Origin of the sequence: Streptomyces sp. NPDC046712 (genome assembly GCF_040645695.1) — a bacterium.
Classification (GTDB): domain Bacteria; phylum Actinomycetota; class Actinomycetes; order Streptomycetales; family Streptomycetaceae; genus Streptomyces.
On sequence record NZ_JBEYYW010000039.1, the window covers coordinates 1 to 23,302 of the forward strand.

General features: G+C 69.6%; 21 protein-coding genes and 2 pseudogenes. 13 read left to right on the plus strand and 10 right to left on the minus strand.

The window, feature by feature from the left end; all coding sequences use genetic code 11:
- The 3 genes and pseudogenes from ABZ939_RS33850 to ABZ939_RS33860 form a co-directional block, all read left to right on the plus strand.
- Positions 1–237: pseudogene (locus ABZ939_RS33850) on the plus strand (glyoxalase); the annotation flags it as partial.
- A 164-nt stretch (positions 238–401) separates the two neighbouring features.
- Entirely contained in the window at positions 402–836 is a 435-nt protein-coding gene (locus tag ABZ939_RS33855) for a YdeI/OmpD-associated family protein (RefSeq protein WP_361863923.1), read from the plus strand.
- A gap of 96 nt (positions 837–932) precedes the next feature.
- On the plus strand, positions 933–1,328 hold the full coding sequence (locus ABZ939_RS33860) for a DoxX family protein (protein ID WP_361863925.1): 396 nt from the start codon (positions 933–935) through the stop codon (positions 1,326–1,328).
- A 212-nt stretch (positions 1,329–1,540) separates the two neighbouring features.
- Here ABZ939_RS33860 and ABZ939_RS33865 read toward each other — a convergent pair whose 3' ends face one another.
- Positions 1,541–1,972: a cupin domain-containing protein gene (locus ABZ939_RS33865; RefSeq protein ID WP_361863927.1), complete on the minus strand. Its 432-nt coding sequence runs from the start codon at positions 1,970–1,972 to the stop codon at positions 1,541–1,543.
- A gap of 531 nt (positions 1,973–2,503) precedes the next feature.
- On the opposite strand from ABZ939_RS33865, the gene ABZ939_RS33870 reads away from it, so the two are divergent.
- A complete protein-coding gene (locus tag ABZ939_RS33870) occupies positions 2,504–3,820 on the plus strand; it encodes a phytase (RefSeq protein ID WP_361863929.1) in 1,317 nt (438 codons plus the stop codon).
- Between the two features lie 261 nt (positions 3,821–4,081).
- On the opposite strand, the gene ABZ939_RS33875 is transcribed toward ABZ939_RS33870, so the two are convergent.
- Complete coding sequence (locus ABZ939_RS33875; RefSeq protein ID WP_361863931.1) at positions 4,082–4,852, minus strand: NAD(P)-binding domain-containing protein; 771 nt, start codon at positions 4,850–4,852, stop codon at positions 4,082–4,084.
- Between ABZ939_RS33875 and ABZ939_RS33880 the strand changes: the two genes are divergently transcribed.
- The gene (locus ABZ939_RS33880; RefSeq protein ID WP_361863933.1) at positions 4,851–5,288 is read left to right on the plus strand and encodes a helix-turn-helix domain-containing protein; all 438 of its coding nucleotides are present in this window, start codon (positions 4,851–4,853) and stop codon (positions 5,286–5,288) included. The genes ABZ939_RS33875 and ABZ939_RS33880 overlap by 2 nt on opposite strands.
- Here the strand turns inward: ABZ939_RS33880 and ABZ939_RS33885 are convergent.
- Positions 5,277–6,623 (minus strand): lipase family protein, encoded by a 1,347-nt coding sequence (locus ABZ939_RS33885; protein WP_361863935.1) that lies wholly within the window; start codon positions 6,621–6,623, stop codon positions 5,277–5,279. The genes ABZ939_RS33880 and ABZ939_RS33885 overlap by 12 nt on opposite strands.
- A 277-nt stretch (positions 6,624–6,900) precedes the next feature.
- Here ABZ939_RS33885 and ABZ939_RS33890 point away from each other — a divergent pair, with 277 nt between their 5' ends.
- Complete coding sequence (locus ABZ939_RS33890; RefSeq protein WP_361863937.1) at positions 6,901–8,175, plus strand: helix-turn-helix domain-containing protein; 1,275 nt, start codon at positions 6,901–6,903, stop codon at positions 8,173–8,175.
- Between the two features lie 146 nt (positions 8,176–8,321).
- Here the strand turns inward: ABZ939_RS33890 and ABZ939_RS33895 are convergent, their stop codons facing one another.
- Entirely contained in the window at positions 8,322–8,675 is a 354-nt protein-coding gene (locus ABZ939_RS33895; RefSeq protein WP_361863939.1) for a hypothetical protein, read from the minus strand.
- A 230-nt stretch (positions 8,676–8,905) separates the two neighbouring features.
- Positions 8,906–9,757, minus strand: coding sequence for an MBL fold metallo-hydrolase (locus ABZ939_RS33900; RefSeq protein ID WP_361863941.1), 852 nt, complete (start codon positions 9,755–9,757; stop codon positions 8,906–8,908).
- Between the two features lie 269 nt (positions 9,758–10,026).
- On the opposite strand from ABZ939_RS33900, the gene ABZ939_RS33905 reads away from it, so the two are divergent.
- Positions 10,027–10,419 carry a nuclear transport factor 2 family protein gene (locus tag ABZ939_RS33905; RefSeq protein ID WP_361863943.1) on the plus strand — a complete coding sequence of 131 codons (393 nt, stop codon included), beginning with the start codon at positions 10,027–10,029 and terminating at the stop codon, positions 10,417–10,419.
- A gap of 143 nt (positions 10,420–10,562) precedes the next feature.
- Here the strand turns inward: ABZ939_RS33905 and ABZ939_RS33910 are convergent, their stop codons facing one another.
- Positions 10,563–11,405: a class II glutamine amidotransferase gene (locus tag ABZ939_RS33910; RefSeq protein WP_361863945.1), complete on the minus strand. Its 843-nt coding sequence runs from the start codon at positions 11,403–11,405 to the stop codon at positions 10,563–10,565.
- Positions 11,406–11,844: 439 nt separating this feature from the next.
- Between ABZ939_RS33910 and ABZ939_RS33915 the strand changes: the two genes are divergently transcribed.
- The 4 genes from ABZ939_RS33915 to ABZ939_RS33930 all read left to right on the plus strand — a co-directional run bounded on the left by ABZ939_RS33915 (position 11,845) and on the right by ABZ939_RS33930 (position 18,705).
- On the plus strand, positions 11,845–13,011 hold the full coding sequence (locus ABZ939_RS33915) for a glutamate--cysteine ligase (RefSeq protein ID WP_361863947.1): 1,167 nt from the start codon (positions 11,845–11,847) through the stop codon (positions 13,009–13,011).
- Positions 13,012–13,242: 231 nt separating this feature from the next.
- The gene (locus tag ABZ939_RS33920) at positions 13,243–15,027 is read left to right on the plus strand and encodes an N-acetylglutaminylglutamine amidotransferase (protein WP_361863949.1); all 1,785 of its coding nucleotides are present in this window, start codon (positions 13,243–13,245) and stop codon (positions 15,025–15,027) included.
- Positions 15,000–17,036 carry a prolyl oligopeptidase family serine peptidase gene (locus ABZ939_RS33925; RefSeq protein WP_361863951.1) on the plus strand — a complete coding sequence of 679 codons (2,037 nt, stop codon included), beginning with the start codon at positions 15,000–15,002 and terminating at the stop codon, positions 17,034–17,036. The genes ABZ939_RS33920 and ABZ939_RS33925 overlap by 28 nt, the downstream gene beginning before the upstream one ends.
- Positions 17,037–17,238: 202 nt before the next feature.
- On the plus strand, positions 17,239–18,705 hold the full coding sequence (locus tag ABZ939_RS33930) for an ornithine decarboxylase (RefSeq protein ID WP_361863953.1): 1,467 nt from the start codon (positions 17,239–17,241) through the stop codon (positions 18,703–18,705).
- 182 nt (positions 18,706–18,887) lie between these two features.
- Here ABZ939_RS33930 and ABZ939_RS33935 read toward each other — a convergent pair whose 3' ends face one another.
- The 3 genes from ABZ939_RS33935 to cpt all read right to left on the minus strand — a co-directional run bounded on the left by ABZ939_RS33935 (position 18,888) and on the right by cpt (position 21,627).
- Positions 18,888–20,093, minus strand: a complete 1,206-nt coding sequence (locus tag ABZ939_RS33935) for an amidohydrolase (RefSeq protein WP_361863955.1) — start codon at positions 20,091–20,093, stop codon at positions 18,888–18,890.
- A 76-nt stretch (positions 20,094–20,169) separates the two neighbouring features.
- On the minus strand, positions 20,170–20,598 hold the full coding sequence (locus ABZ939_RS33940) for a profilin (protein WP_361863957.1): 429 nt from the start codon (positions 20,596–20,598) through the stop codon (positions 20,170–20,172).
- A gap of 495 nt (positions 20,599–21,093) precedes the next feature.
- Positions 21,094–21,627, minus strand: coding sequence for a chloramphenicol phosphotransferase CPT (gene cpt / locus ABZ939_RS33945; RefSeq protein WP_361863959.1), 534 nt, complete (start codon positions 21,625–21,627; stop codon positions 21,094–21,096).
- Between the two features lie 193 nt (positions 21,628–21,820).
- On the opposite strand from cpt, the gene ABZ939_RS33950 reads away from it, so the two are divergent.
- Both ABZ939_RS33950 and ABZ939_RS33955 read left to right on the plus strand, forming a co-directional pair.
- Positions 21,821–22,021 (plus strand): hypothetical protein, encoded by a 201-nt coding sequence (locus tag ABZ939_RS33950; RefSeq protein ID WP_361863961.1) that lies wholly within the window; start codon positions 21,821–21,823, stop codon positions 22,019–22,021.
- Between the two features lie 315 nt (positions 22,022–22,336).
- Positions 22,337–22,690 (plus strand): annotated as a pseudogene (locus tag ABZ939_RS33955) (transposase); the annotation flags it as partial.
- Positions 22,691–22,720: 30 nt separating this feature from the next.
- On the opposite strand, the gene ABZ939_RS33960 reads toward ABZ939_RS33955, so the two are convergent.
- Positions 22,721–23,158: a DUF5959 family protein gene (locus tag ABZ939_RS33960; RefSeq protein ID WP_361863963.1), complete on the minus strand. Its 438-nt coding sequence runs from the start codon at positions 23,156–23,158 to the stop codon at positions 22,721–22,723.
- Positions 23,159–23,302 lie beyond the last annotated feature (144 nt).

The following is a 23,302-nucleotide window of genomic DNA, read 5'->3' on the forward strand; positions in this document are numbered from 1 at the left end:
CGGGGCCTGACCGTGGCCAAAAGCTTCGGCGGCAAGTACGCCGAGTTCACCCCCGGTCAGTCCAGCCCCGTCAAGCTGGCGCTGTACAAGCGCCGTGCCCTGGCCAAGGACCTCGGCGTCCCCGCCGACGGCACCGGCTCGCACCGCATCGTCCTCGGCAGCACCGCCGACACCTTCACCGACCCGGACGGATTCGCCTGGGAAGCCGCCCCGTCGCTCACCCCCACGCCGTCCTGACTCCCGGCCCTGTCATACCGATTGACCGGCGAACACGCGCCGATGTGACAGCCGGGCCCTGGCCCGGATGTCCGGCGCAGATACATCTGTGGGAACTGGGAGCGGCTATCGGAGCCGGACGGGCCGGATCCGAGGTGAGCCGGGACAACAACAGGAGAAAGATCATGAAGTTTTGGACCCACGTCGAGCCGCCGGAGCCCATGCGGGGCCTGGTAGTTCCGCCCGAGGTGGTAGCAGCGCTCGGCGGGGGCGCGCGGCCGCCAGTGACGATCACGGTCAACGGGCATTCCTGGAAGAGCCGGGTCGCCATCATGCGAGGCCGCCACCTGCTCGGCCTCAGCAACGCCAACCGGCAGGCCGCGGGTGTCGCGATCGGCGAGGAAGTCGAGGTCGAGCTGGAGCTCGACACCGAGCCGCGCGTCGTCGTTGAGCCCCCGGACTTCGCCCGAGCCCTGGATGACGACCCGGTCGCCCGCGCCGCGTACGACAACCTTGCCTATAGCCGCAAGCACGAGCACGTGCGCGCCATCGAGAGCGCGAAGAGGCCCGAGACGCGCCAGCGGCGTATCGAGAAGGCCATCGCGACCCTGCGGGGCTGACCCCCGAAAGCAAAGACTCCGGCGGCAGTGCCATTGCCGTGCGGAGGCCTGACCCTGCCCAATCCTCCTGAACGGACGAGTATGTCGAAGAGACTGATGACCGGTCTGTACTGGTTCCTGGCCTTTGAGTTCGCGCTGGGCGCCGTGACCAAGTACTGGCCAGGCGACACGATATTCAGCTCGGCGTACTCCGCGAAGTTCGTCGACTGGGGTTACCCGGCCTGGATGCGCTTCGTGGTCGGCGCCCTGGAAGGCGTCGCCGCCGTCCTGCTCGTGATCCCCGACCGGCGAGCACGCTTCCTGGGTGCCACGACGCTGATGTTCGTGCTCACCGGCGCGGTCACCACCCACATCGTCAACCATGACCCGGCGGTGGAGAGCTGGGCCGCGCCGACCCACCTTCTCATCATGGGCATTCTCGCGCTGGCCAATTGGCCTGCCGACTGGCGAGACCTCCTGCGGGCTCCTACCGCGCCGGCAGGGAATCCCTGACCTGCACCGACCCGCGGCGGCCTCGTCGCCCTTCTGCTGGACCCGGCGCCGAACAGGACAGTCATGCCCCGCTCGGTGAGTCGTCCGGCGGCGGCAGGCCGATCCCCTTGTTCTGTTCGCCCGGCGCTAGCCGACCATGATCGTTCTCAGGCCGTGGGGCCACTGCACGCACCCTTGGCAGAATCTGCCGCCGCCTGCACGAAGTCGGCACGTCACCCGGCTCCAACCGGGTAGGGGCCGACTCGAGTCTCCAGCCAGGCCGGCAGGTCGAGCAGTCGGACACCTTCCTGCTCGTTGGGGTCGGTCCGCGCGACCACGCACACCATGTCCTCGACGCCGGTGTTCACGGGCATGTGCGGAGTGTCAGCGGGGATGTGGATGTAGTCGCCCGCGCGCAGGACCACATGCTCGGCCAGGTCCTGGCCGTGCCACACCTCGACCTGACCGGACTGGATGAAGATGGCCGACTCGTGCCCCTCGTGCAGGTGAGGGCGGCCCCGGCTGCCGCCGGGCATCACCAGCCGGTGCAGACACAACCGCTCAGCCCCGGCGGACTGCGCGCTGATGCCTGCCCCGAACATCCCGCCCTGGATCCCTTGGTACTCCCCGGACCGAACCACCGTGCACTGCTCCTGATCTGTCATAAGCGCAGTACAGCAGCGCACGCAGGGCGTTCGACCAGATCACGCCAGCCTTCCTCGCCGGAAACGCCGGCGTCCGTCCCGCGTGGACACACCGTGCCGCTACTACAGCCATCGCGCTGGAGGGTCGGGCCAAAGGAGCGCGAGTCCACGTTCGTGAGACTGAGTAACTGCGTCACCGGTCTGAGGCAGCGGAGGGACCGCTGGGTCAGTGAGTACGTCCTGTGCCACGAGCTATGCAGACCCCGGCCGGGATCGCACATCCTCGGGCGGTGCTGGTCGTCGGCGCAGAAGCCCGATGGTGATGGCAGTCGGCGAGCCCAGGGGGCCTTCGGACGGGAGCGGAGACCATGCGCACCGGGCCTCTCAGCCCCCGCGTCCCCGTCGCAGCGCCGCCCCAACGCCCTTTCGCTGCACCGCCGGGTCGACGCACAAGCCGATCTCAAAGGTCACCCCGCGTTAATGATCACGTACCCATGTCTTCGCGAAGTCCCCATAGTGTCCCGGGCGTCCACGAATCTACCAAGGAGTAACGTGAGCGCCTTCGCTCTCAGCACCCTGACCGCACTTGCCACCGCGTTCACCCTGACCACCGGCCCCGTGGCCCCGGTGACCGTCACGGCCGCCGTGGAGACTCCCGTGGTTTACGACGACGAGGCCGGCGGCAATGCCGACGCCGACGACCCGGCCGTGTGGGTCGACCCCAGGAATCCCGGACGCAGCATCGTCGTCGGCGCGCTGAAGGAGGCCGGCCTCGACGTCTATGGACTCGACGGCCGGCGCCTGCAGCACATTTCGGCGCCCCAAGCACCGAACGAGGACGCCAAGCCGGGCCGCTTCAACAACGTCGACATCGTGTACGGGTTCGAGCTCGGCGGCCGGAAGACGGACCTGGCCCTCGTCAGTGACCGGGGCCGTGACCGCGTTCGCGCCTACGCCATCGACCCGGCCGCCGTAGCCGCCGGCAGGCCGCCGCTGAAGGACGTGACGGCCTCCGACGCCGCACCGGTCTTCGCCGCCGACGAGGCCGAGGTGGAAGACCAGCACACGTCCTACGGCCTGACCGCCTTCAGCGATGACGACGACGCCTACGTGGTGGTCTCGCGGCGCGCGGAGACCCGACTGAGGCTGCTGCGGCTGGAGGACCGCGGCGGACGCGTCGGCTACCGGACCGAGGACACCCTCGACCTGCCCGCCACCTTCACCCTGCCCGACGGCAAGGCATGGACCCCGTGCGCGGACCCTGGCGACCGCCCCCAGGTCGAGGGCATGGCTGTCGACCTCGAGGAGCACGTCCTCTACGCCGCCCAGGAGCGGGTGGGCCTGTGGCGAATCGACCTGGACGACGAAGAGTTCGAGGACCCGGAGCTGGTGGACCGCGTCCGTGAGTACGGCACGCCGTGGACGTACGACGCGGCGGAGGAAGAGTGCGTCCTCGACACGGCCGGCGACCCCGGTTTCGGCGGTGAGCACCTGCGGGCTGACGCGGAGGGTGTCACCGTCTATCACGCCGAGGACGGCAAGGGGTACGTCCTCGCCTCCAGCCAGGGCGACAACACCTTCGCCATCTACGAGCGCGACGGCGACAACGACTATGTCGGCTCCTTCCGCGTCGGCGACGGAACGGTCGACGGCGTCCAGCACTCCGACGGCTCCACCGTGGTCAACGTCCCCCTGGGCCCGAACTTCCCCAAGGGCATGCTGATCACCCACGACGGCGAAGCCACCCCCGTCGACGGCGACCGGGCAGGCACCAACTTCAAGTTCGTCCGCTGGGACGCCGTCGCCAAGGCTTTCCCCGAACCGCTGACCATCGACACCGAGTCCTTCGACCCCCGCGACGCGAACTGACCCGAACCACAGCGCTGCGAACTGTCCGGCAGCCTCCAAACACTGAGATCGGTGGAGGACCACACGTCACTGGAGCCGGGCCCAATCCCTGGCCCGGCTCCGGTAGGTGAAACACCGACAGACCGCCCGCCCGCAGGGTCCGACCAGGACGGATGGAAGGTGTACGCCGAGACCTGCGAGACCACGGTCGTTCACTACACCCCGCCCTCGTAGTCTCCCGATCCCACCAGACCGGGCCCCTGTCGTCGACCGGACAACGTCCTAGTCGTCCACGGCCCCCGGGGCCAGAGCCGGGGCCGGAAACGCGAAGCGGGCCTCGGCGCCCGACCACCAGACACCGACGGCGAAGACGGCGGTGGCCTCCAGCAGGGAGGCACGGCCGAGGCCGCCGCAGGGCAGCGGCGTGCAGCCCATGGAGGCGATGAGCTCAGCCACCCGCGTGGCGGCGCCCGGCTGGTCGGTGCAGAACGGCACCGCCAGTGGGGCCCCTTCGAAGGCCGGCCGGTCCAGGGTCCAGATGCTCTCGTGGCACACTCCGAATGCCTTCACCACATCGGCGCCGGGGGCGGCGTCCGCGATGAGCCGGGCGACGGAGGTGGCGCCGCCGCCCGTGGTCAGCGCCGGGCCGTCCGCGCCCGGCGCCATCGGAACGGTGCAGTCGATCAACGTCCGTCCCGCGAGCAGGTGTGCCAGCTCCGTGGCCAACTGCGGTGCGGCGTCCGCCGGTACGGCGGTCAGTACCACCTCCCCGTGGGCCGCGGCCTCGGCGAGGCTGCCGTGCCCGGAGGCGCCGGTGCGCCGGGCGGTCCGGGAGGCCGCCTCGGTGTCCCGACCGCCCACCCGAACGTCATGGCCGGCCCGTACCCAGGCCGCGCCGAGGGCCGTGGCCATAGCCCCTGTTCCAAGAATGCCGATGCGCATGTGCTTGCTCCTGTCGTCCGTACCGCGGGATGTGCGGGGTGTGATGGAAAGGACGCTAGACGCGCCGATGCACACCACATGGTGTGCATCGGCGGGGCAGGATGAGCGCATGGTCGACGGAGCGGTGGAGGAAGAGGAACAGGACCTGGGCGAGGACCTGGGCGGGGGCGAGTACGCCGCGGACTGCCAGGCGAGGGTGGCCTTCGAAGTGCTGTCGAACCGCTGGGACAGCGTGATCGTGTACATCCTCGGCGAGAGCGGACCCATGAGGCCGCGGGCGCTGATCACCCGCATCGGCGGGATCAGCCCCAAGGTCCTCAACGAAGCCCTGCGCCGCCTCGAGTACAACGGCCTGGTCGTACGCCAGGCGTATGCCGAGGCCCCACCGCGCGTCGACTACTCCCTCACCGAGGCGGGCACCGCGCTGCTGGGCCCGATCCGCACGATGGGCGCGTGGGCGGGACGCTACGCCGAAGCCGTCCTGGCGGCCCAGACCCGCCTCGGACCCCGGGAAGATCGCCCGGAGGGACGATGCTCAGGACAGTGATGCGGGCTTCTCCGGCGCCAGTGAGTTGCCGGCGGGGATGCGGCCGCAGTCGGACGGGGCCGTCCTTCCGGCGAAGCGGTCGTTGAGCCAGCCCAGCGCGTGGGGCGCCCAGACGACGGGAGCGCCCAGGTGGCTGAGCAGCCCGTACTGGCTGTACTTGACGGCCTGGTCGCCGGTGGCGCAGTACTGACGGGCGAGCGTTCGCACGTCGCCGGCCACCATCACACCGTCGCCCGTCCCGATTCCCGGGTGATGGCTGAAAGTCCCTTCCAGGACGCCCGCGTTGCCCTGGGCGATGAATCCGGGAATGGTCGGAGTGGCGGCGGAGCCGAGGTTGAGCTTGTTCACCGCCTCCAGGAACGCGGGAATCGAGTTGGGGTCGGCGTACTCCGGCTTCGCCATCTTCTTCCAGGTCAGCCCGGGGTAGTGACCCAGGGCGTCGATGATCGACCCCTGCTCCAGCTCCTTGTACACCTCCAGGCCGTAGCCGCTGAGGTAGGGCCTGAGGTCGATGTCGTAGGAGCGGGATGCTCCGATGACCGCCATGGGGATGACACCCGACCACGCCAGCGAGCCGTCCACGTACTTCAGGTTGTGCGCCGGGGCCACCAGCAGGCCGCCCTCGGCGTAGCCGACGAGCTTGCGATTGACGTCCGGCGCGTAGCTCGGCGCGAGCGCGGCCGCCCAGTTGGTCGCGATGGCGCCGCCGGAGTAGCCGATGAGCCCGAATGCGGTGTCGGAGTTCAGTCCGGTCTCCGCCGACCTGGTCGCGGCGCGGATCGAGTCCAGCGTGTTGGTCCCGTACTCCGGTCCCGCGGCGAAGTTCGCCCGCTGGCCCTCGGTGTCCGGGATGACGACGTCGTAGCCCTGCGCCAGCAACGGCGCGATGAAGATCGCCTCGACGTTCGGGATGAGGCCGCCCAGGCTGACGTCGCCCGCGATCGCCCGGGACGGCCCGTCCTCCGGGTTGAGCGAGTCGTAGAACGACTGGTACGACACCGCCTTGCTGCCGTCGCCCGTCAGACTGCGCACCACCGTGGTCACGTTGGCGGCCGGCCGGCCCTGTGCATCGGTCGTGCGGTAGAGCAGCTGGACTGCCTTCAGGGGCGTGGGAATGCCGATGAGGTGGTACTGCAGCGTCCGCGTCTTCAGGACGGCGCCGGGCGCGAACGAAGACAGCGGCTCGCTGCCGTCGTAGGTGTAGAACGCGTCGCTCGCCGTCGCCGTGGCCGTCGTCCCAGGCACGGACTCGGCGGCGTTGGCCGACGGCGCGGCGGTCATGACCGCCGCGGCGGCGACAGCGACGGAGATCAGGCGAACCACTGCCTTGGACATGGGTTCCTCGATTCGTGGGAGGCCCGTGCGTCAGCGGCGGCCGGGCGGGCGGCCCCCGGCCGTCGCTCTGACGCGAGGGTGGGTGTTCGATGGCGGCTCTTCGGTGCGGGTCGGGTGGCATGAGGAGGTCCGGTGAACGACGTGGCCGCGGTCCGCCACGTCTGGTCATCTGTCCGCCGGACGTGTTACCACCGAGTAGGGGAGTCTCGGAGAACATCATGGAAGCGGCGCGCGGCCACGTCTCCGGGGCGGACGACAGAGATTGGTGAGGTGGATTGTGACCGCATCCAACGCCGCGGAACGCGACTCGGCGCCTCAGTTCGGCGGCATTCCGGTCCACAAGCGACTTCAGGCTGCGGCCGGGACGCTGGAGCGCGCGGTAATGGGCCGGCTCGTCGAGCGGCTGCCCGTGTACGGAACGCTGCCGTCGGAACACCTAGGCGGCGACATCGCCAAGCAGGTGACACGCGGCATACGGAGCTTCGCGGAGGTGCTGCGCAGCGGCGAACTGCCCGGGCAGGCCGAGCAGGCGGCGATCCGCGAGTCGTCGGCCCGACGTGCCGACGAGGGCGTGCCACTGGAGGCCGTGGTCAGCGCCTACCACCTGGGTGCGGAGGAGTGCGCTGCCCAGGTCTTCTCGGCGGCCGAGCCGGGTGACCTGGGTGACGTGCTGCTGGTCCAGCGTCAGCTGCTCGCGTATCTCCGGCTGGTGAGCTGCGAGGTCGCAGCCGGGTACGTACAGGAGCGGCAGATGGCCCTGGGCGACGAGCAGGTCGCCCTGCAGTCGCTGCTGTCCCGGCTGATGGAAGGCGGCAGTCCGCAGGCCGCCGCCGACCGCGCCGGCATCCGTCTGCCGCCGTGCTACCTGGTGCTGAGCATCACCATGGGACCGCACCCGGACGAGCTGGCGCCCGGAGTGAACCACGCGGTCGCCGCGCGCCGCAAACTTCGCCGGCTGCGCAACGAACTGCAGCGCCAGACAAGGGGAGTCCCGCTGTCCGTGCTGTCCGGCGACGGAGGGGTTGTGCTGATCCCGTACGAGACGCCGGCCGCCGACTTCGGCCGTGCGGACCGTGACCGGCTCGCCCAACTGGTCGAGCAGCTCGGCCGGATGTGCGGAGCCGAGCTGATGGCCGCGGTGGTGGCCGCGGCGCCGGAAGGCGTTGCGGAGGCCGCCCGGCTGGCCGGCGAGGTACGCGAGACGGCGGAGGCGTCCGGCCGGGGGCCCGGCCTGTACCTGCTCGACGATGTGCTGCTCGAGTACCAGCTGAGCCGCCCGAGCCCGGCCAGGGAAGGACTTGCCGCGCTGATCGGCCCGCTGGATGCGCGACCGGAACTGCTCGACACGTTACGCGCCTTCCTCGCATGCGGCCTCGATCGGCGCCGGGCTGCCGCCCGGCTTCAGGTGCACCCGAACACGGTGGACTACCGCCTGCGCAAGGCGACGGAGTTCACCGGACTGGACGCTGCCCGCGGCGCCGATGTGCTGACACTGCGCGCCGCGCTGGCCGCCCACGACGCCATGCGGCAGGGCAAGCCCGACGCCGGCTGACCCGCTGACTGACCGGCCGGCGACATCCGGCCGGGCACGACCGGACGGCTGGTGCCCGGCCGGCAGGCGCAGCCCGGCTGCGCCGAGCCGGGCGACCGTCCACGCTGAACGCGGCCTCGCGCGCGGTCCACCGCGCGCGCCCGCGCTCAGCGGAACTCGTGCACGACCTTGATCTTCCCGACGATGTGGGCGTTGAACAGGTCGAGCTCCTCGGCCGGAACCCAGAGCTCCAGGATCGAGCGCCCGCCTGCCTGCTGTACGGGGTACCGGCTCAGGAACTCCGTCTCGACCTCGAACCGCGTCACGAACCCGACGCCGCTGTGCTTGACGTTCCAGTCCCTCGCGATCTTGATCGCGTAGTCCTCGTTGAGGACCGGGTAGAAGATCGGCTGCTCGGGGAGCCGCGGCGGCCAAGCACGCCAGTTCAGCTCGCGGACCAGGTCCAGCTCCTCGGGGCCGGTGGGGCGCCATAGGGTTGTCGTTGCTCGCCGGCTGGTCATGTGAATCGCTCTCTGAACACGGGTGGCCGCTGGTACGGCCGGTGTGAGACCGGACGATACCGGCGCCGGGAACGCAACAGCCACGCAGTTTTCGCACCAGGCCATCGCCATGACCAGCAGTGCAGTTACCTGCCCGAACACAGCCTTCTGCAACACGCATTGACGACCTCGTGGTTGGCGGTGCGTCTCGCCGGAGTGCAGCAGACCCCGATGCCGCGGGCCGGCGCCGCTCACGTCCCCGAGGGCCTCGGCTGCTCCGGCGGGACCGAGCTCTCGGCAAGCGCCATCCACTGGTCCAGATCGGCCTGGGTGAACTCCGCCCACGGTGGGACTTCGGGGAGCCGGCGGAGGACGTCGTAGGCCTCGGGGATCTGGGAGCCGCGGAGGACCGGGCAGTGGCAGCCGGCGATGACCTCGGCGTTCAGGCGTTGGAAGTCGGTGACGACCGTCCCGAACTTCTGAGAGTCCAGAAGGGCCACCCAAGGGGAGACCAGGCGGCCGCCGAACAACTGACCGTCGCGGAATTCGTCCGGCGACAGCGCTGCCGTTTCGGGCATGGGGGTCGGCACGTTTGTGGCGAAGGTGTCGACGGCCCACAGGACGTTGGTCTTCGGGTCGAAGAGAGCGCGGGTGGTGGGGTTGTCGTACAGGGGCGGTCGCTTGGCAACCAGGGTGCGGTCGCCCGCGTCGATCGTGTCGCCGTCGGTCATGAAGCGGCAACGGTTGACGGGAGTCTCCCACTCCTCGGCCATGCGGCCGATGGAGAACCATGTCGTCAGCAGGGTCGCGTTCGGGCATTCCGCGAGGACCGCCAGGAGGTTGCCGGCGTGGTCACGGTCGTCGTGGGTGAGGAAGATCCACCGCACGTCCAGAGGATCCACGACGGACCAGGCTGCCTCCAGCCACTGGGAGCGCACCGCGGGCGCCCCGGTGTCCACGAGGACCGGTTCGGCTCCCCGGATCACCATCGAGTTCATCGGGAAGTGGCCGACCGGCGGGGCTTCGAGGGCCCACGGGATGACGAACGTCTCCTCGGCGATCTTGTACGGCTGCAGAAGGCTGAAACTTTCGATGGTCGTCATCGCTGCTCTCCCTAGGGCGGAGTCGCCACAGCGTCCATGAATCCAGTGCAGCCCCGTGGCGGGCTGGCGTCAAACGCGCAACTCGTGACGGTCGGCTTCAGTGACAAGCGCCGCCGACGCCCTAGCCGGAGCCGGCGCGAGGATGTCGGAGGTGCCCACGGCTCCCGTTGCGCCCGATCGGGTAGGCGGGGCCGGCCGGCCGGTGTGCCTGCGGCTGTCCATCTGGATTCCGGTTACGTTCGCGGGGCAAGAGGCCGGAGGAGGCTGTGATGACTGATCACCCGAACATTGCCGTGTTTCAACGGGCCATGGCCGCCTTCACGGCAGGCGACATGGAGACGCTGGCGGAAGTGTTCCACCCCGATGTGGTGTGGCATAACCCCGGCCAGAGCCAGCTGGCCGGCGAGTTCCGCGGACGTGAGGCCACATTCGCTGCGTTCCAGAAAGAGTTCCAGCTCTCAGGGGGCACGTATCGCCCGCAACTCCATGATGTGCTCGCCAACGACAAGCACACGGTCGCCCTGCTCCACGTCACGGCCTCGCGTGAAGGCAAGAAGCTCGACATGGACTACGTGATCGTCTTCCACATCCGAGACGGAAGGATCACCGAGGCCTGGGACCTCTGGTCCGATCAGAAGGCGTACGACGAGTTCTGGTCGTAGCGAGAGCGCGGCGGCGATGCCCGCGCACTTCATCGCCTGCGGGTGCGAGTCCAGAGAGCCGAAGTGGCGGTCGGATTTCGTGTACCTCATAGGCGTCTCTGGACCAAAGGCATCGGCCCCCGACGGCGTCCCGCGCCCGCGGATCAATAGCCGTCCGGAGGCGTTGGGGCGAAGGGGTACAGCTCGTCAACGCCCGGCTGAACGAGTCTGTAGCTGCTTTCCGGTACCTCGTTCCAGGCGCCGGGCAGGTCGTCAAGAGGTTCGGACACGATGAGGCGGGATTCCTGGGAAATGTCCCGCAGGAATGCCACATCGGGATGCAGCCTGCGCAAGTCGTCCACTCGGCTGCTGTAGAAGAGCGAGCGCGATGCGCGCTCGCTGGAGTAGCGGAAGGCCCAGAGGCGTACGCCATCGGTGATTGCGATGGTCATCTGGAGCGGGAATTCCACCCCGTGGTCGCGGCCGGCGCGCTCCACGGCCCATGCCATCCGGGCCACCGCCGCGGGCGGGTCCTTGTCCAGGCCGAAGGTGAGGGTGAGGTAGAACATCACCTCGGAGTCTGTCGTTCCTTCGAGGTCGGCATAGAGCGCGGGGTCGATCAGCAGGGCAAGGTCACGGCGCATGAGGCGGAATCCGTCGATGGCGCCGTTGTGCATGAACATCCAGCGCCCATGCCGGAACGGGTGGCAGTTGGACTGCTGTACCGCCGTCCCGGTCGACGCCCGAATATGGGCGAAGAACAGCGGGGAGCGAACGTGATCCGCCAACTCCCGCAGATTACGATTGTTCCAGGCGGGGCCGACGTCTCTGAGAAGCGCTGGGGTGCTGCTTTCGTTCGTGTACCAGCCGATTCCGAACCCGTCGCCGTTCGTGGTCTCCACGCCGAGCTTGGCGTACCGGCTCTGGTCGATCAGCGAGTGGGCCGGTTTGTACAGGATGGTGTCGAGCAGCACGGGCGTTCCCGAATACGCGAGCCATCGGCACATACGCGATCACCTAGGTCCCTACAGCAGTGCGGCGAGAAATTGCCTCCCACTTCCTCCGGCATGGCGCTGCTCAACGACCGGCCCGTAGCCAGGCCAACACGCGGGTTCAGGCGCCCCCGGCAGGGATCGCTGTCTCTCCCGCCGCTCTGCGGGCGACTTCATGTCGAACTCGTCCGACTCTCATTCTCGGCTTCGCCCCCGGACAGCGCCACGCGGGCCATGGCTTCTCCGTCGCCGCCGCCGGGCCGGGGCGGTCGCCGACCATGAGTGCTCAATTGAGTCGTATGTGTGACAGATGAGCGGGGAGTGCTTAGGTCGCGCCCGATGGGGCACCCGCACTCCATGCCGAGGCTGGGCGCCGGTCACGCCGCATCAGCCAGCACGAAGATCGTCGGCCCGAAGATCGTCGAGTTACGCAGGAGTCGCTGTGGTCGTCCGGATGGGTGTCGAAGAAGAGTTCCATGTGATCGACCTCGAGAGCGGCGCGCTGACTCCCCGGGCCGACGCTGTACTGAGACGGCTGTCCCGGCACGGAGGCGACTTCACGCAGGAGCTGCCCCAGTCGATCGTCGAGTCGAACAGTGGAGTGCACGCGTCCCTCGACGGGCTGTACGTGGACCTGTCGGCGTCGCGGCGGCGCCTGGACGCGGCTGCTTCCTCCCAGGGCCTCGCGATCATGGCAGCCGGCGCGGCCCCGATCGCGCGGCTCGGCGCCGTGCACGCGACGGACGACCCTCGCTACCACGCCATGACGGAGGAGTACCGCCGGGTCGCCGACGAGCAACTGATATGCGGCGCCCAGGTGCATGTCGACATCCCCGACAGAGACACCGCGGTACGGGCGCTCTGCTTCCTGAATCCGTGGCTCCCACCCCTCCTGGCATTGTCCGCGAGCTCTCCCTACTGGCTCGGGGCCGACACGGGCTACGCGAGCTGGCGCACCATGATCTGGCAGCGCTGGCCCACCTCGGGACCGGCCGGATGCTTCACCGGCGCCGCGGAGTACGACGCCGCCGTCAGCGAACTGATCGTTTCCGGCGTCATCAGCGATCCCGGGATGATCTACTACGACGTCCGCCCCTCCGCGCATCAGCAGACGCTCGAACTGCGGATCTGCGACGCATGCCCACGCGTCGAGACGGTGGTGCTGATCGCGGCCCTGTTCCGGGCGCTCGTCGTCGACGCGTGTGCGCACGCCGAGGCCGCGGGCGGGACGGTCTGTGGCGACAGGCACGAATGGCTGCGGACAGCGACCTGGCGGGCCGCCCGCTCCGGCCTGGAGGGCGACCTGATCGACCCCGCCACCCGTCGGCCGGCGCCGGCTCCCGACGTCGTACGCGCCATGCTTCGCCGACTGCGCCCGACGCTGGAGGCGTACGGGGACTGGGAAACCGCCCAGAGCCTGGCCGAGGATGCCCTTGCCCGCGGCAGCGCCGCGCACCGCCTTCGCCGGGCGGCGTCCGACGACGACCTGCTCGCGGCCGTGGACCTCTTCCTGGCCGAGACCCGTGGTGAGGACTGGAGTGGTCGCAGGCGGGCAGGCTCGCGGCTCAGGGCGACCCGCTCCCGAGCAGAGGGCCTACCGGCGAGGGCCTTCTGGAGGTGACTCACCGGCGCTTCCGATCCAGCGGCACGCCTGGCCGCCGACCCCGCTCATTGCGAGTGGGCAACATCTTGTTGCAGGCGGGCGGCATACGGACGAAAGAACAGCGCATGCCGATGTCGAACAACGTGCGGAGAAGAGAAGAGTTCGTGCAGACACGTGTCTTCTCCGCCCCACGCCGCCTCGGGCGATGTCGAGGCTCGCGTATTTGTCTGCCCGTCGAGGAGGTACCGGGTGTGCGGCTTGAGCGGCGAGATCCGCTTCGACGAGGGACGGCCCGACCTGGCAGCGGTCGAGCGCATGACCGACCGGATGGCGGCCCGTGGCCCCGACGGTCGGGGACTGTGGTCACAGGGGGCCGTCGCCCTCGGACACCGACGCCTGAAGATCATCGACCTGTCGCCGCGGGGAGTTCAGCCGATGACCGACAGCGAAGCAGCGATGACCTGCGTCTTCAACGGCTGCATCTACAACTACCAGCAGCTCCGCGAGGAACTGCGGCAGCTCGGCCACCACTTCGTCACCACCTCCGACACCGAAGTGGTGATCAAGGCCTACCACCAGTGGGGCGCCGACTTCGTCCACCACTTCGTCGGCATGTTCGCCGTGGCGTTGGTGGAGCACGATACGGGCCGGCTCGTGCTCGCACGCGACCGGCTGGGCATCAAGCCCCTCTACCTGGCTGAACTGCCCGGCCGTCTGCGCTTCGCCTCCACGCTCCCGGCCCTCCTCGCGGGCGGCGGGGTGGACACGTCACTCGACCCCGTAGCCGTGCACCAGTACATGACCTGGCACGCGACGGTCGCCGCCCCGCGCACCGTCCTCGCCGGGGTACGCAAGCTTCCGCCGGCCACCGTTCGCGTCGTGCAACCGGACGGCACACATCGCGACACCCGCTACTGGCAACCCTCCTACACGCGCCGCAGTGCGTTCGCCGGGATGAGACCGGACGACTGGCGGGACGCCGTCCTGGACGCGCTCCGCACAGCCGTGCGCCGACGGATGGTGGCCGACGTGCCCGTCGGCGTCCTGCTGTCGGGCGGCCTGGACTCCAGCCTCATCGTGGCCCTGCTGGCCGAGGAGGGGCAGAAGGACCTGGCGACGTTCAGCGTGGGCTTCGAGTCCGAGGCGGGGGAGGAGGGTGACGAATTCGCCTACTCCGACCAGGTGGCGCGGCACTTCGACACCGACCACCACCAGCTGATGGTGCCGTCCGACCGGGTCTCCACCGCCCTGGGCGGCGCGATCGCCGCCATGAGCGAACCGATGGTGAGCCACGACGTCGTCGCCTTCCACCTGCTGTCGGAGCTGGTCTCCAAGGAGGTCAGCGTCGTACAGAGCGGCCAAGGGGCCGACGAGGTGTTCGCCGGCTACCACTGGTACCCCGCCCTTGCGGATGTCGAGCGGGAGCAGGAGCCCCAGCGCTACGAGGAGGTCTACTTCGACCGCTCGCACGCCGATCTCGCGAAGGTCCTGCAGCCGCACATGCTGCCCGACCACGACACGTCCGCCGAGTACGTCCACAGGCACATGGCCGCCCCGGGCGCCGAGACCGCACTCGACGCGGCGCTTCGGCTCGACACGCACGTCATGCTGGTCGACGATCCGGTCAAGCGGGTCGACAACATGACGATGGACTGGGGCCTCGAGGCGCGAGTGCCGTTCCTCGACCAGGAACTGGTCGAGCTGGCCGCCGCCTGCCCGCCGGAACTGAAGCTCGCACACGGTGGCAAGGGCGTACTCAAGGAAGCCGGGCGCACGGTGCTGCCGCGCAATGTCGTCGACCGGCCCAAGGGCTACTTCCCGGTGCCGGCCATCCGCCACATGGCGGGTCCCGTTCTCGAACGCGTACGGGACGCCCTGTCCGCGCCGGAGGCCCGTGCGCGCGGGGTCTTCCGTGACGAGTACGTCGCCTCGCTGCTGGCGGCACCCGACGACCACCGCACGAACCGTGGGGCGAACGCCCTGTGGCAAGTAGCGTTGTTGGAGACATGGCTGCAGACGCACCGAATCAGCTGACCTTCGAGCCCGCGTCGACGGCTCCCGTGGCGGAGCCGCTCGTCGACGCGGCCGGTCCGCGGGACGCCCCGCGGCCGTGGGTGGCCCACGGCTGCTGGTACCCGTCTCCCGATCCCCGAGGCGAGCACGTGGCCTTCATCTGCGACCGCGACGGCGCGCCGCAGCTCTGGACGGGGCCGGTGGGGAGTGACGACGTGCACCTGCTGGACACCGGTCCGGATCACGTCACGGAGGTCTCCTGGTCCCCGGACGGCAGGTGGATCGCGTACACCGTGGCCCCCGGCGGGAGCGGCCACACGCGCGTGCTCTGCGTCCGCCCCGACGGCTCGGGCCGCAGGATCCTGGCAGGGGCGGAACCGGGGAGTTCGGCCTATCTGGGGTGCTGGACGCCGGACGGCTCGGCCCTGGCGGTGACGGTCGCAGAGCCCATGGGGGAGAGAGCCGGCCCGCTCACCGACACCGACCGCCCCGCCGGCTGGACGGAACGCGACGGACACGCCACCCTCCTCAACGGCGTCCGTCCCGGCGAGGTGGGCGACCCGACACCGGCGCCGGTACGTGACCGGCTCACGGCATATCTTGTCGATCCCGCCGGTACGACCGCGCCCGTCCTCGTGGCCGACGAGACCGAGGCGGCGACGCTGCGCGTGTGCGACATCAGCCAGGACGGGCGCCTGGCCCTGCTGCGCCGCGGGCCCCGAGGGAGGCGCGAGGCCGTGGTCGTGCGGACGGCCGACCAGATTCCGACGTGCGTGCTGGCGGTCGCCGACGGCGATCCATGGATCGGCCGCTTCTCGTCCGACGCCCGCACGGTGTGGCTGCGCAGCAACCACGACCGGGAGTTCGCGGCACTGCTGGCGGTCCACCTCGACGGCGCCGACGAGCGGAAGGACCTCTCCGTGGTGATCTCGCGGGATGGGTGCGATCTCGAACTGCTCACCCTCGTGGAGAGTGGTCGGCGAGCGGCCCTGGCCTGGAACGACGGGGGGACGAGTGTGCTCGAGACCGTTCCTCTCACTGGCGGGTGGACCGAGCCGCCCCCGCCTCGCGAGGTGGAGCTGGCCCACGAGGTGGTCACCCGGGTCACATCGGCGGGGCCGGACGGCATGGTGGTCGCGCTTTCGGGTTCCCGGCGCCGCCCGGGGGTGTGGTCCGTGCCGACTTCCGCGCCACCTGCGCGTACCCCATGGTCGGCGAGCGACGCCGACTCCGTCCCCCAAGGCCTCCCGCCCGTCCGCCCCGTACCCCTGCGTGCGACGGCCCGCGACGGGCTGCTCCTCGGCGGCTGGTACCACCGGGCTCCCGGCCGGGGCCCCGGCGAACCCGCACCGTGCGTCCTGCATCTGCACGGCGGTCCGGAGGAACAGGAACGCCCGGTCTTCAACCCGCTGTACCAGGAACTGCTCGGCCGAGGCATCGACGTCTTCGCTCCCGACGTCCGCGGCTCCTCCGGCTGGGGCCGCTCCTTCGTCGACGCCGACGTGCGCGAAGGCCGCTTCGCCGCGATCGACGATGTCGCCGACTGTGCGACCCACGCGGTCGCGTCAGGCCTCGCAGACCCCCGCCGGCTCGCCGTGATGGGGCACTCGTACGGCGGCTACCTCACACTGGCCTCTCTCGTATGGCACCCCGACCTCTTTCGTACGGGCATCACGGTGTGCGGGATGTCGGACTTCGCCACCTTCTTCGCCGGAACCGAGCCGTGGCTCGCCGAATCGGCCGCGCACAAGTACGGCCATCCTGACCGGGACCGCGCGCTGCTGCGGGCGCTGTCGCCCATGAGCCGCATCGACGAACTGCGCGTCCCGTTGCTCGCGGTGCACGGGGAACACGACACGAATGTCCCGCCCGGCGAGTCCGAGCAGATCGTCAGCGCGGCACGTCAACGCGGGCTGGTGGCGGAACTGCTGCTGCTGCGCGACGAGGGCCACGACTTCCGGCGTGCCGAAAACCGGCGGCTGTTCCGCCGCGCCGCCGCGGAGTGGATGCAGCGGTGGCTGCTCGGCTGAGGCCGGGTCTGCTGGGCGCGAGAGGCCGCGTAGGGGCGGACCGTGGGGCGGACCGTCTCCCTGCCGCCGCGTAACGCACACTGCGAGGCCAGAAGTCGCCCGCCACCGAACCGACGTACCCCGGCGGCGGCAGCCAGGAAGCAACATCCCTGCGGCCGGGTGGGGGCGTTTTTGCCCTGTTTCAGGGGGAAACCGAAGTGCCATGGACCATTCAAAGGCACCCGTGCTCGACGCGCTGGCCGCGTACCACGCGGAGAACCAGACCCCTTTCACGCCGCCCGGCCACAAACAGGGGCGCGGCGCGGACCCGCGCGTGCGCGCGATCCTCGGGGACAGCGTGTTCCGGTCCGACGTCCTCGCCATCAGCGGTCTGGACGACCGGACCTCGTCCAAGGGCGTGATCACCAAGGCCCAGGAGCTGATGGCGGATGCCGTCGGAGCGGAGCACACCTTCTTCTCGACCTGCGGCAGCTCGCTCTCGGTCAAGGCCGCCATGTTGTCCGTGGCCGGCCCGTACGAGAAGCTGCTGGTTGGACGAGACGCCCACAAGTCGGTGGTGTCCGGCCTCGTACTCGCCGGAATCATGCCGATCTGGGTGGATCCTCAGTGGGACCCGGAGCGTCATCTCGCCCATCCGCCGTCCGCGGAAGCCTTCCGCGCCGCCTTCGCCGACCACCCCGACGCGCGGGGAGCCCTGGTCACGACGCCGACGCGCTACGGCACCTGCTCCGACCTTCCCGCCATCGCCGAAGCGTGCCACGAGCACGGCGTACCCCTCATCGTCGACGAGGCATGGGGCGCCCACCTGCCGTTCCACCCGGACCTGCCGACCTGGGCCATGGACGCCGGCGCGGACGTGTGTGTCACCTCCGTGCACAAGATGGGCTCAGGGCTCGAACAGAGCTCGGTCTTCCACCTCCAGGGCGATCTGATCGAACCCGAGGTCCTCAAGAACCGCGAGGACCTGCTGGGAACCACCAGCCCCTCCGTGCTCGTCTACGCGGCCCTGGACGGCTGGCGCCGCCAGATGGTCCAGCACGGGCACGCCCTCTACGGCGACGCGCTCGCCCTGGCCAAGTCGGTACGGGCGCGGATCGCCGAGATCGACGGGCTGCGCGTCCACGGGCGCGACGACTTCTGCGGTCCCGGTCGCGCAGCCGACCTCGACCCCCTTCAGGTCATCGTCGACATCAGCACGCTCGGCACCAGCGGCTACCGGATCGCCGACTGGATCCGCGAACATCACCGGATCAACCTGCATCTGTCCGACCACCGACGCACCAGCGCCCAGCTCACCCACGCCGACGACGCCTCGAGCGCCGATGCGTTGATCGCCGCGCTGAGCGACGTCGTCGAACATGTCCACGAGCTGCGCCCTGCATCCCCCTTGCACGTCCCCGACCCGGCAGAGCTGCGTCTGGAGCAGGTCATGCTGCCCCGTGACGCCTTCTTCGGGCGGGTCGAGCGGGTGCCGTGGGAGAAGGCAGTCGGCCGTGTCAGCGCCGAGATGCTCACGCCCTATCCGCCGGGCATCCCGGCCGCGCTTCCCGGCGAGAGGCTCAATGCCGGGGTCTTGAGCTACCTGCGCAGCGGTGTCGACGCCGGCATGGTCGTACCGGACGCGGCCGACACCGAGGTGAAGACGGTACGCGTGACCGTCGAGGAGTGACGACTGAGGACGGAGCAATTGCCGGGGGCGGCCGGTGCCGATCGGTGGACCGGCAAGCGCCGGGGGCGGTGGGCGCCGCTCTGCAGACCCGGAGCGAAGGACCGGAGGGCCAACGGACCGAAGGCCTGAAGGCCGGGCCACCATCCGCCGTCCGTGCCCACACCGCCGCGCGGACCGTGCCGTCACTGCCCCGCGGCGGCCTTCGCCCTCAAACTCGCCCAGGCCCGCTCCCGCACATCGGGCCGCAGCAGGACGTCGGCCGCCGTGCACGCCAGCGCCTCGGCCGCGGCCACCATTACCCGCCGTGCCCGGGGCCCCGCCGCCGCTTCCGCGAACTCGGGCGTATGGTCGGATCCGTCCGAACCCATGATGGCGATCCATGGATGGATCCCGGGCACTCGCGTGCTGACGTTTCCGAAGTCGGACGACCCCAGGTACACGCCCGCCGTGGGCTCCGACAACCGGATGCCCGCCCGGTCGAGATGGGCGGCGAACAGGCCCGACAGCACCTCGTTGTCACGGAAGTGCTCGTACCGCCCTCCTACGTCGGTCACCTCCACCCGGGTACGGGTGGCCGACGCCACGCCCTGCGCGCACGAGCGCAACTCCTCCACCAGCTCCTCCAGCGCGGATGTGGTTCCCCCACGCAACCCGAACAGGCCCTCGGCGTATTCGGGGACGATGTTCGTGGCCCGGCCGCCGTCCGTCACGATGCCCTGGATGTGTGACCCCATGGGAAGCCGCCTGTCCAGCACGCCGAGCGTGTTGAAGAGCTGGATCAGCGCGCCCAGCGCGTCGATCCCCTCCGTCGGGCTGCCGGTCGGGTGCGCGGCCCGCCCGTGAAACCCCACCCGGACCTGTGCACTGGCCGTCAGCGGCGCCCATGTCCAGTCGTGGACACCCGGATGGAACATGAGAGCCGCGTCGACTCCCTCGAACAACCCCGCCGCCACCTCCGCGACTTTGCCGCCGCCGCGCTCCTCAGCCGGGGTTCCGACGGCCAGCAGCGTTCCCTCGACCTCGCCGACCGCGGCGCGTACGGCGAGTGCCGCACCGAGGCCCGCCGACGCGATCAGATTGTGGCCGCACGCGTGCCCGAGAAGCGGCAGCGCGTCGTACTCCATCAGGAGGGCGACGCAAGGCCCTTCCCGTGGCCCGCCGGCCGACCCCGTGCGGGCCACGAACGCGGTGGGCAGGTCGGCCACCCCGCGTTCCACCTCGAAGCCCTCCTGTTCGAGTTCGCCTGCCAACAGGCGGGCCGCCCGGTGCTCCTCGTAGGCGGTCTCCGGTTCGCGGTGCAGCGCGAGACTCACGTCCCACAGCCGGTCCGAGCGGGCGGCCACCTCCTGCCTGATGCGGGCGTACAGGGACTCCGGGGTCTGTGACACGTGGGCCTCCTCGGGCCTGGTCGATCGCTGTGCCACCCCACGTATTCCACGATTTTGCCGCCCGACACCGAAGCGGTCAGAGCCCGGCCTGCGGGCCCGCCGGGTCCCCCGGCGGCGAGTCAGGGCCCCCGGCACGTGACGCCAGAAGGTCGGCAAGGTTTCCGACGGCCAGGACCGCGTCCGCCGGACGGTGCCCCTCCTCGTACAGGGCGACCACGATGAACGGCGGATTCCGAACGACCACCACGCCGGCGCTCCCACGTTTGCCATGCAGGAGACGCCGATCCGCCTGCGCGGCCACGTACGTGCATCCCCCAACCGTGATCCCCGCGGCGATCGTGTCCGCCGGCGCCTCGAACAGCCTTACCAGCCGTCTGCCCTCCTGCACGGTCGTCAGCAACCGGCCCGTCGACGTGCGTACCGTGCCGTCCATGCGGAGGACCTCGGCCTGGGCCACGCAGCCCGATCCGAGTACCCGCTGCAGATACACCGACGACGTGTCCACTTCGGCACCACCAGACGACTGAGCCTTGTCGAACGACCACGTGCTCGGCTTGCGAAACCGGCTGGGACGCCGTCGACGTGGGAAAACGCCGACCGACCCTGTGATCGACTGACGGGTTCCCGCTTCAACCGCGCGCAAACAGTGCGCCCAGCATGCGCACGGCGAGCAGCGTCTGCCGGTCCCAGGCCACCGCGAGGGCGAAGAATCCGGTGAAGTGCGCTGCGCGCAGTGTCGCAAACGGCCCGTCGAAGTCTGCGGCTCGCTGTGTCGAAGGGAGACGCCGAGGCGCAGCAGGGGCATGAGTTTGCCTTTCGATGCCAGTCCGGTGGCGACACGACGATCACCCGACCGCCCTGTCGCCACACCCAACTCCCGCACCGGCCCCATTTCATCCGGGCCGGGACGCAGCGGATCGCCCGTCACCCCGTCTGGTGCTCGCTGCCCAAGGCCGCGAACTCCCCAACCCGGTGAACCTTCCCGGTCAGGCACTGGCGATCAGCTGATGTGGGTGGCGATGGTTCGCGCACACACCAGGGACTCCGTACGCGTCGTGTCCACCTCCAGGTCGTAGAAGACCCCCTCGTGAACCACGTCCGACTGCGACGCGGCCATGCCCTCGGTGCGATCTCCTCGTGCGACCTCACGGCCTGCGGCGACCGCACTCTCACACCTGACACCGACCCACAGCACGTCAAGCCCGCGCAGAGCCTTCTGCCATCGCTGCTGGGACGCCGCGCCTCCGAGAAAGACGTCGTCGACGATGATCCTGGCGCCTGCACGGGCCATCGCCACGACGCCCTCCATCCAGGCCGCCTCCAGCGCCCGGAACTCAGCCCCGACGCTGACCCCGCCATCCGCCGCGAACACAATCCCCTCGTCCGACGCCTGCATCTTCGCGGGCATGGCGTCGACGAACGAATCGCACCCGAAAGCCAGCCACGGATCCGGCAGTACGGCCTGCAGACACCGTACGATCCCGGACTTCCCCGAGCTGGAACCACCGTTGAGAATGATCATCTGAGTCGTCACCGTGCCACGGTAGGGCGCTTCTCACGCGACGCGAAACGAATATCGGCAGGCCCAGCACAGGGGGGCCGTCCACGATGAGCACGGCGCCCTTGGCAAAGCGCGTTCGGGGTGGAGTGCGAGCATCGCCCCGAGGCGGTCGATGATTCGGTCCCGCCGCTGATCCGGGTAACGCTCAAGCCGTACCATCCCCACCATGACGATCGAAGTCCTCGCCGAAGACCTCGAGCCCGGTGACCACCTTGAGCTCTCAACCGAACACGGCCCCCGGATCATCCGGCTGACTCTCGTGGAGCACCGCACCCACGGCATCAAGTTCATGGGTCGCAACCAAGCGGGGCAGCTCTACTCCAGCGGCATGAAGTACGGCCAGCTGGCGCGGTGCGTTCGGCCGTAGGACGTCTCGCCTCCCCGCCGACAGTAGTACGGGACGGCCTTCGCAGGACAATTCCGAGCACACCAAGTGGACTGACGAGGCGAGCGCCTACGTTAAGCGGCGAGAGCTGACGAACAACTACTCGCAGAAGTAAGCCACTCCGCAGGGCAACGGCACCTCCAGCGGAACGATCACCAGTCACCGGCCCGGATCTCCAGGACCTCGGCGGCGCCATGCGCGGTGACGTAAGCCCATGTCGATTGGTGGCCGCTGGGCAGTGCGGGGACTCGCCTCAGTTCGAACCGGTGCTGGAGAATGTCCGCGTGCCCCGCATCGATCCGCGTTCCGCGACCAGGGCGCGGCAGGCCTCGCACCCGCCCCGACCGGGTCCTGGCAGACAAGGCGTACTCCTCCCGAGCCATCCGGGTCTGGCTGCGGCGCCGCGGTATCAGGGCCACCCTCCCCGAGCGTGCCGATCAGGTCGCCAACCGCCTTCGGCGAGGCTCGCTGGGCGGCCGCCCGTCGGCTTTCGACGAGGAGGCATACAAGGGCCGCAACGTGGTGGAGCGCTGCTTCGGTCGGCTCAAGCAGTTCCGGGCGATCGCAACGCGGTTCGACAAGCTCGCCGGCCGCTACTGGGCCGGGCTGCACCTCGCCTCGCTCGTCCTGTGGCTGCGCCACCCTTGCCGCGTGAACGCATGCGGGGCACGGGGTGAATCCTCAGTTGCGTCGCATGGGCCACGCCTGCCGGACTCTGTCCAGGCGGGCGTGATGGTCTTCGAGCCAGCCGTCAGCCAATTCAATGGTTACCTGGACGGTCGTCAGGGACATTGAGCGGTCGACAACCGAAACCGTGGCGCGTCCGAGGTCCTCTTCGAGGGCAACGTGCAGTTCGGTTGCTCTCTTGTTCTCCCTCCAGGAGACGCTTTCCCCGCCAGCCAGACTGCTGAGGGCCGTCTCCCAGTCGGTGAGGTCCTGAGGGAAGATCCAAGTCTTGAGACTTCCCTTGACGAAGCTGGTTCCGACGCTGATCTCGCCGACCAGGATGTGGGGGTCGTGCTGAGATGCGCCGATTTCTTGGCCTGTTACGCGAACAACAACACTGTTGCCCTCAATGCCTGCCAAGTGGATCAAGTCAATTGGGCCTTGCACTTCCATGCCAACTCCCACCCCTCAGGTTCGCGACCCTGGAAAGCTACTTCACTGTCCGCCCGATCCCGACGGCGCATCCGAGATCAATTGCCAGACACCCCCTAGGGGACGTCGGAGCGAGAGTCGCGGCTCACGGACGCCTGGACGGCC

Excerpts from the sequence above, each read along its gene's own strand:
- ABZ939_RS33855 (WP_361863923.1), top strand. The coding sequence starts at position 402 with ATGAAGTTTTGGACCCACGTCGAGCCGCCGGAGCCCATGCGGGGCCTG.
- ABZ939_RS33860 (WP_361863925.1), top strand. The coding sequence starts at position 933 with ATGACCGGTCTGTACTGGTTCCTGGCCTTTGAGTTCGCGCTGGGCGCC.
- ABZ939_RS33865 (WP_361863927.1), bottom strand. The coding sequence starts at position 1,972 with ATGACAGATCAGGAGCAGTGCACGGTGGTTCGGTCCGGGGAGTACCAA.
- ABZ939_RS33880 (WP_361863933.1), top strand. The coding sequence starts at position 4,851 with ATGGTCGACGGAGCGGTGGAGGAAGAGGAACAGGACCTGGGCGAGGAC.
- ABZ939_RS33875 (WP_361863931.1), bottom strand. The coding sequence starts at position 4,852 with ATGCGCTCATCCTGCCCCGCCGATGCACACCATGTGGTGTGCATCGGC.
- ABZ939_RS33885 (WP_361863935.1), bottom strand. The coding sequence starts at position 6,623 with ATGTCCAAGGCAGTGGTTCGCCTGATCTCCGTCGCTGTCGCCGCCGCG.
- ABZ939_RS33895 (WP_361863939.1), bottom strand. The coding sequence starts at position 8,675 with ATGACCAGCCGGCGAGCAACGACAACCCTATGGCGCCCCACCGGCCCC.
- ABZ939_RS33900 (WP_361863941.1), bottom strand. The coding sequence starts at position 9,757 with ATGACGACCATCGAAAGTTTCAGCCTTCTGCAGCCGTACAAGATCGCC.
- ABZ939_RS33905 (WP_361863943.1), top strand. The coding sequence starts at position 10,027 with ATGACTGATCACCCGAACATTGCCGTGTTTCAACGGGCCATGGCCGCC.
- ABZ939_RS33910 (WP_361863945.1), bottom strand. The coding sequence starts at position 11,405 with ATGTGCCGATGGCTCGCGTATTCGGGAACGCCCGTGCTGCTCGACACC.
- ABZ939_RS33915 (WP_361863947.1), top strand. The coding sequence starts at position 11,845 with ATGGGTGTCGAAGAAGAGTTCCATGTGATCGACCTCGAGAGCGGCGCG.
- ABZ939_RS33925 (WP_361863951.1), top strand. The coding sequence starts at position 15,000 with ATGGCTGCAGACGCACCGAATCAGCTGACCTTCGAGCCCGCGTCGACG.
- ABZ939_RS33930 (WP_361863953.1), top strand. The coding sequence starts at position 17,239 with ATGGACCATTCAAAGGCACCCGTGCTCGACGCGCTGGCCGCGTACCAC.
- ABZ939_RS33950 (WP_361863961.1), top strand. The coding sequence starts at position 21,821 with ATGACGATCGAAGTCCTCGCCGAAGACCTCGAGCCCGGTGACCACCTT.
- ABZ939_RS33960 (WP_361863963.1), bottom strand. The coding sequence starts at position 23,158 with ATGGAAGTGCAAGGCCCAATTGACTTGATCCACTTGGCAGGCATTGAG.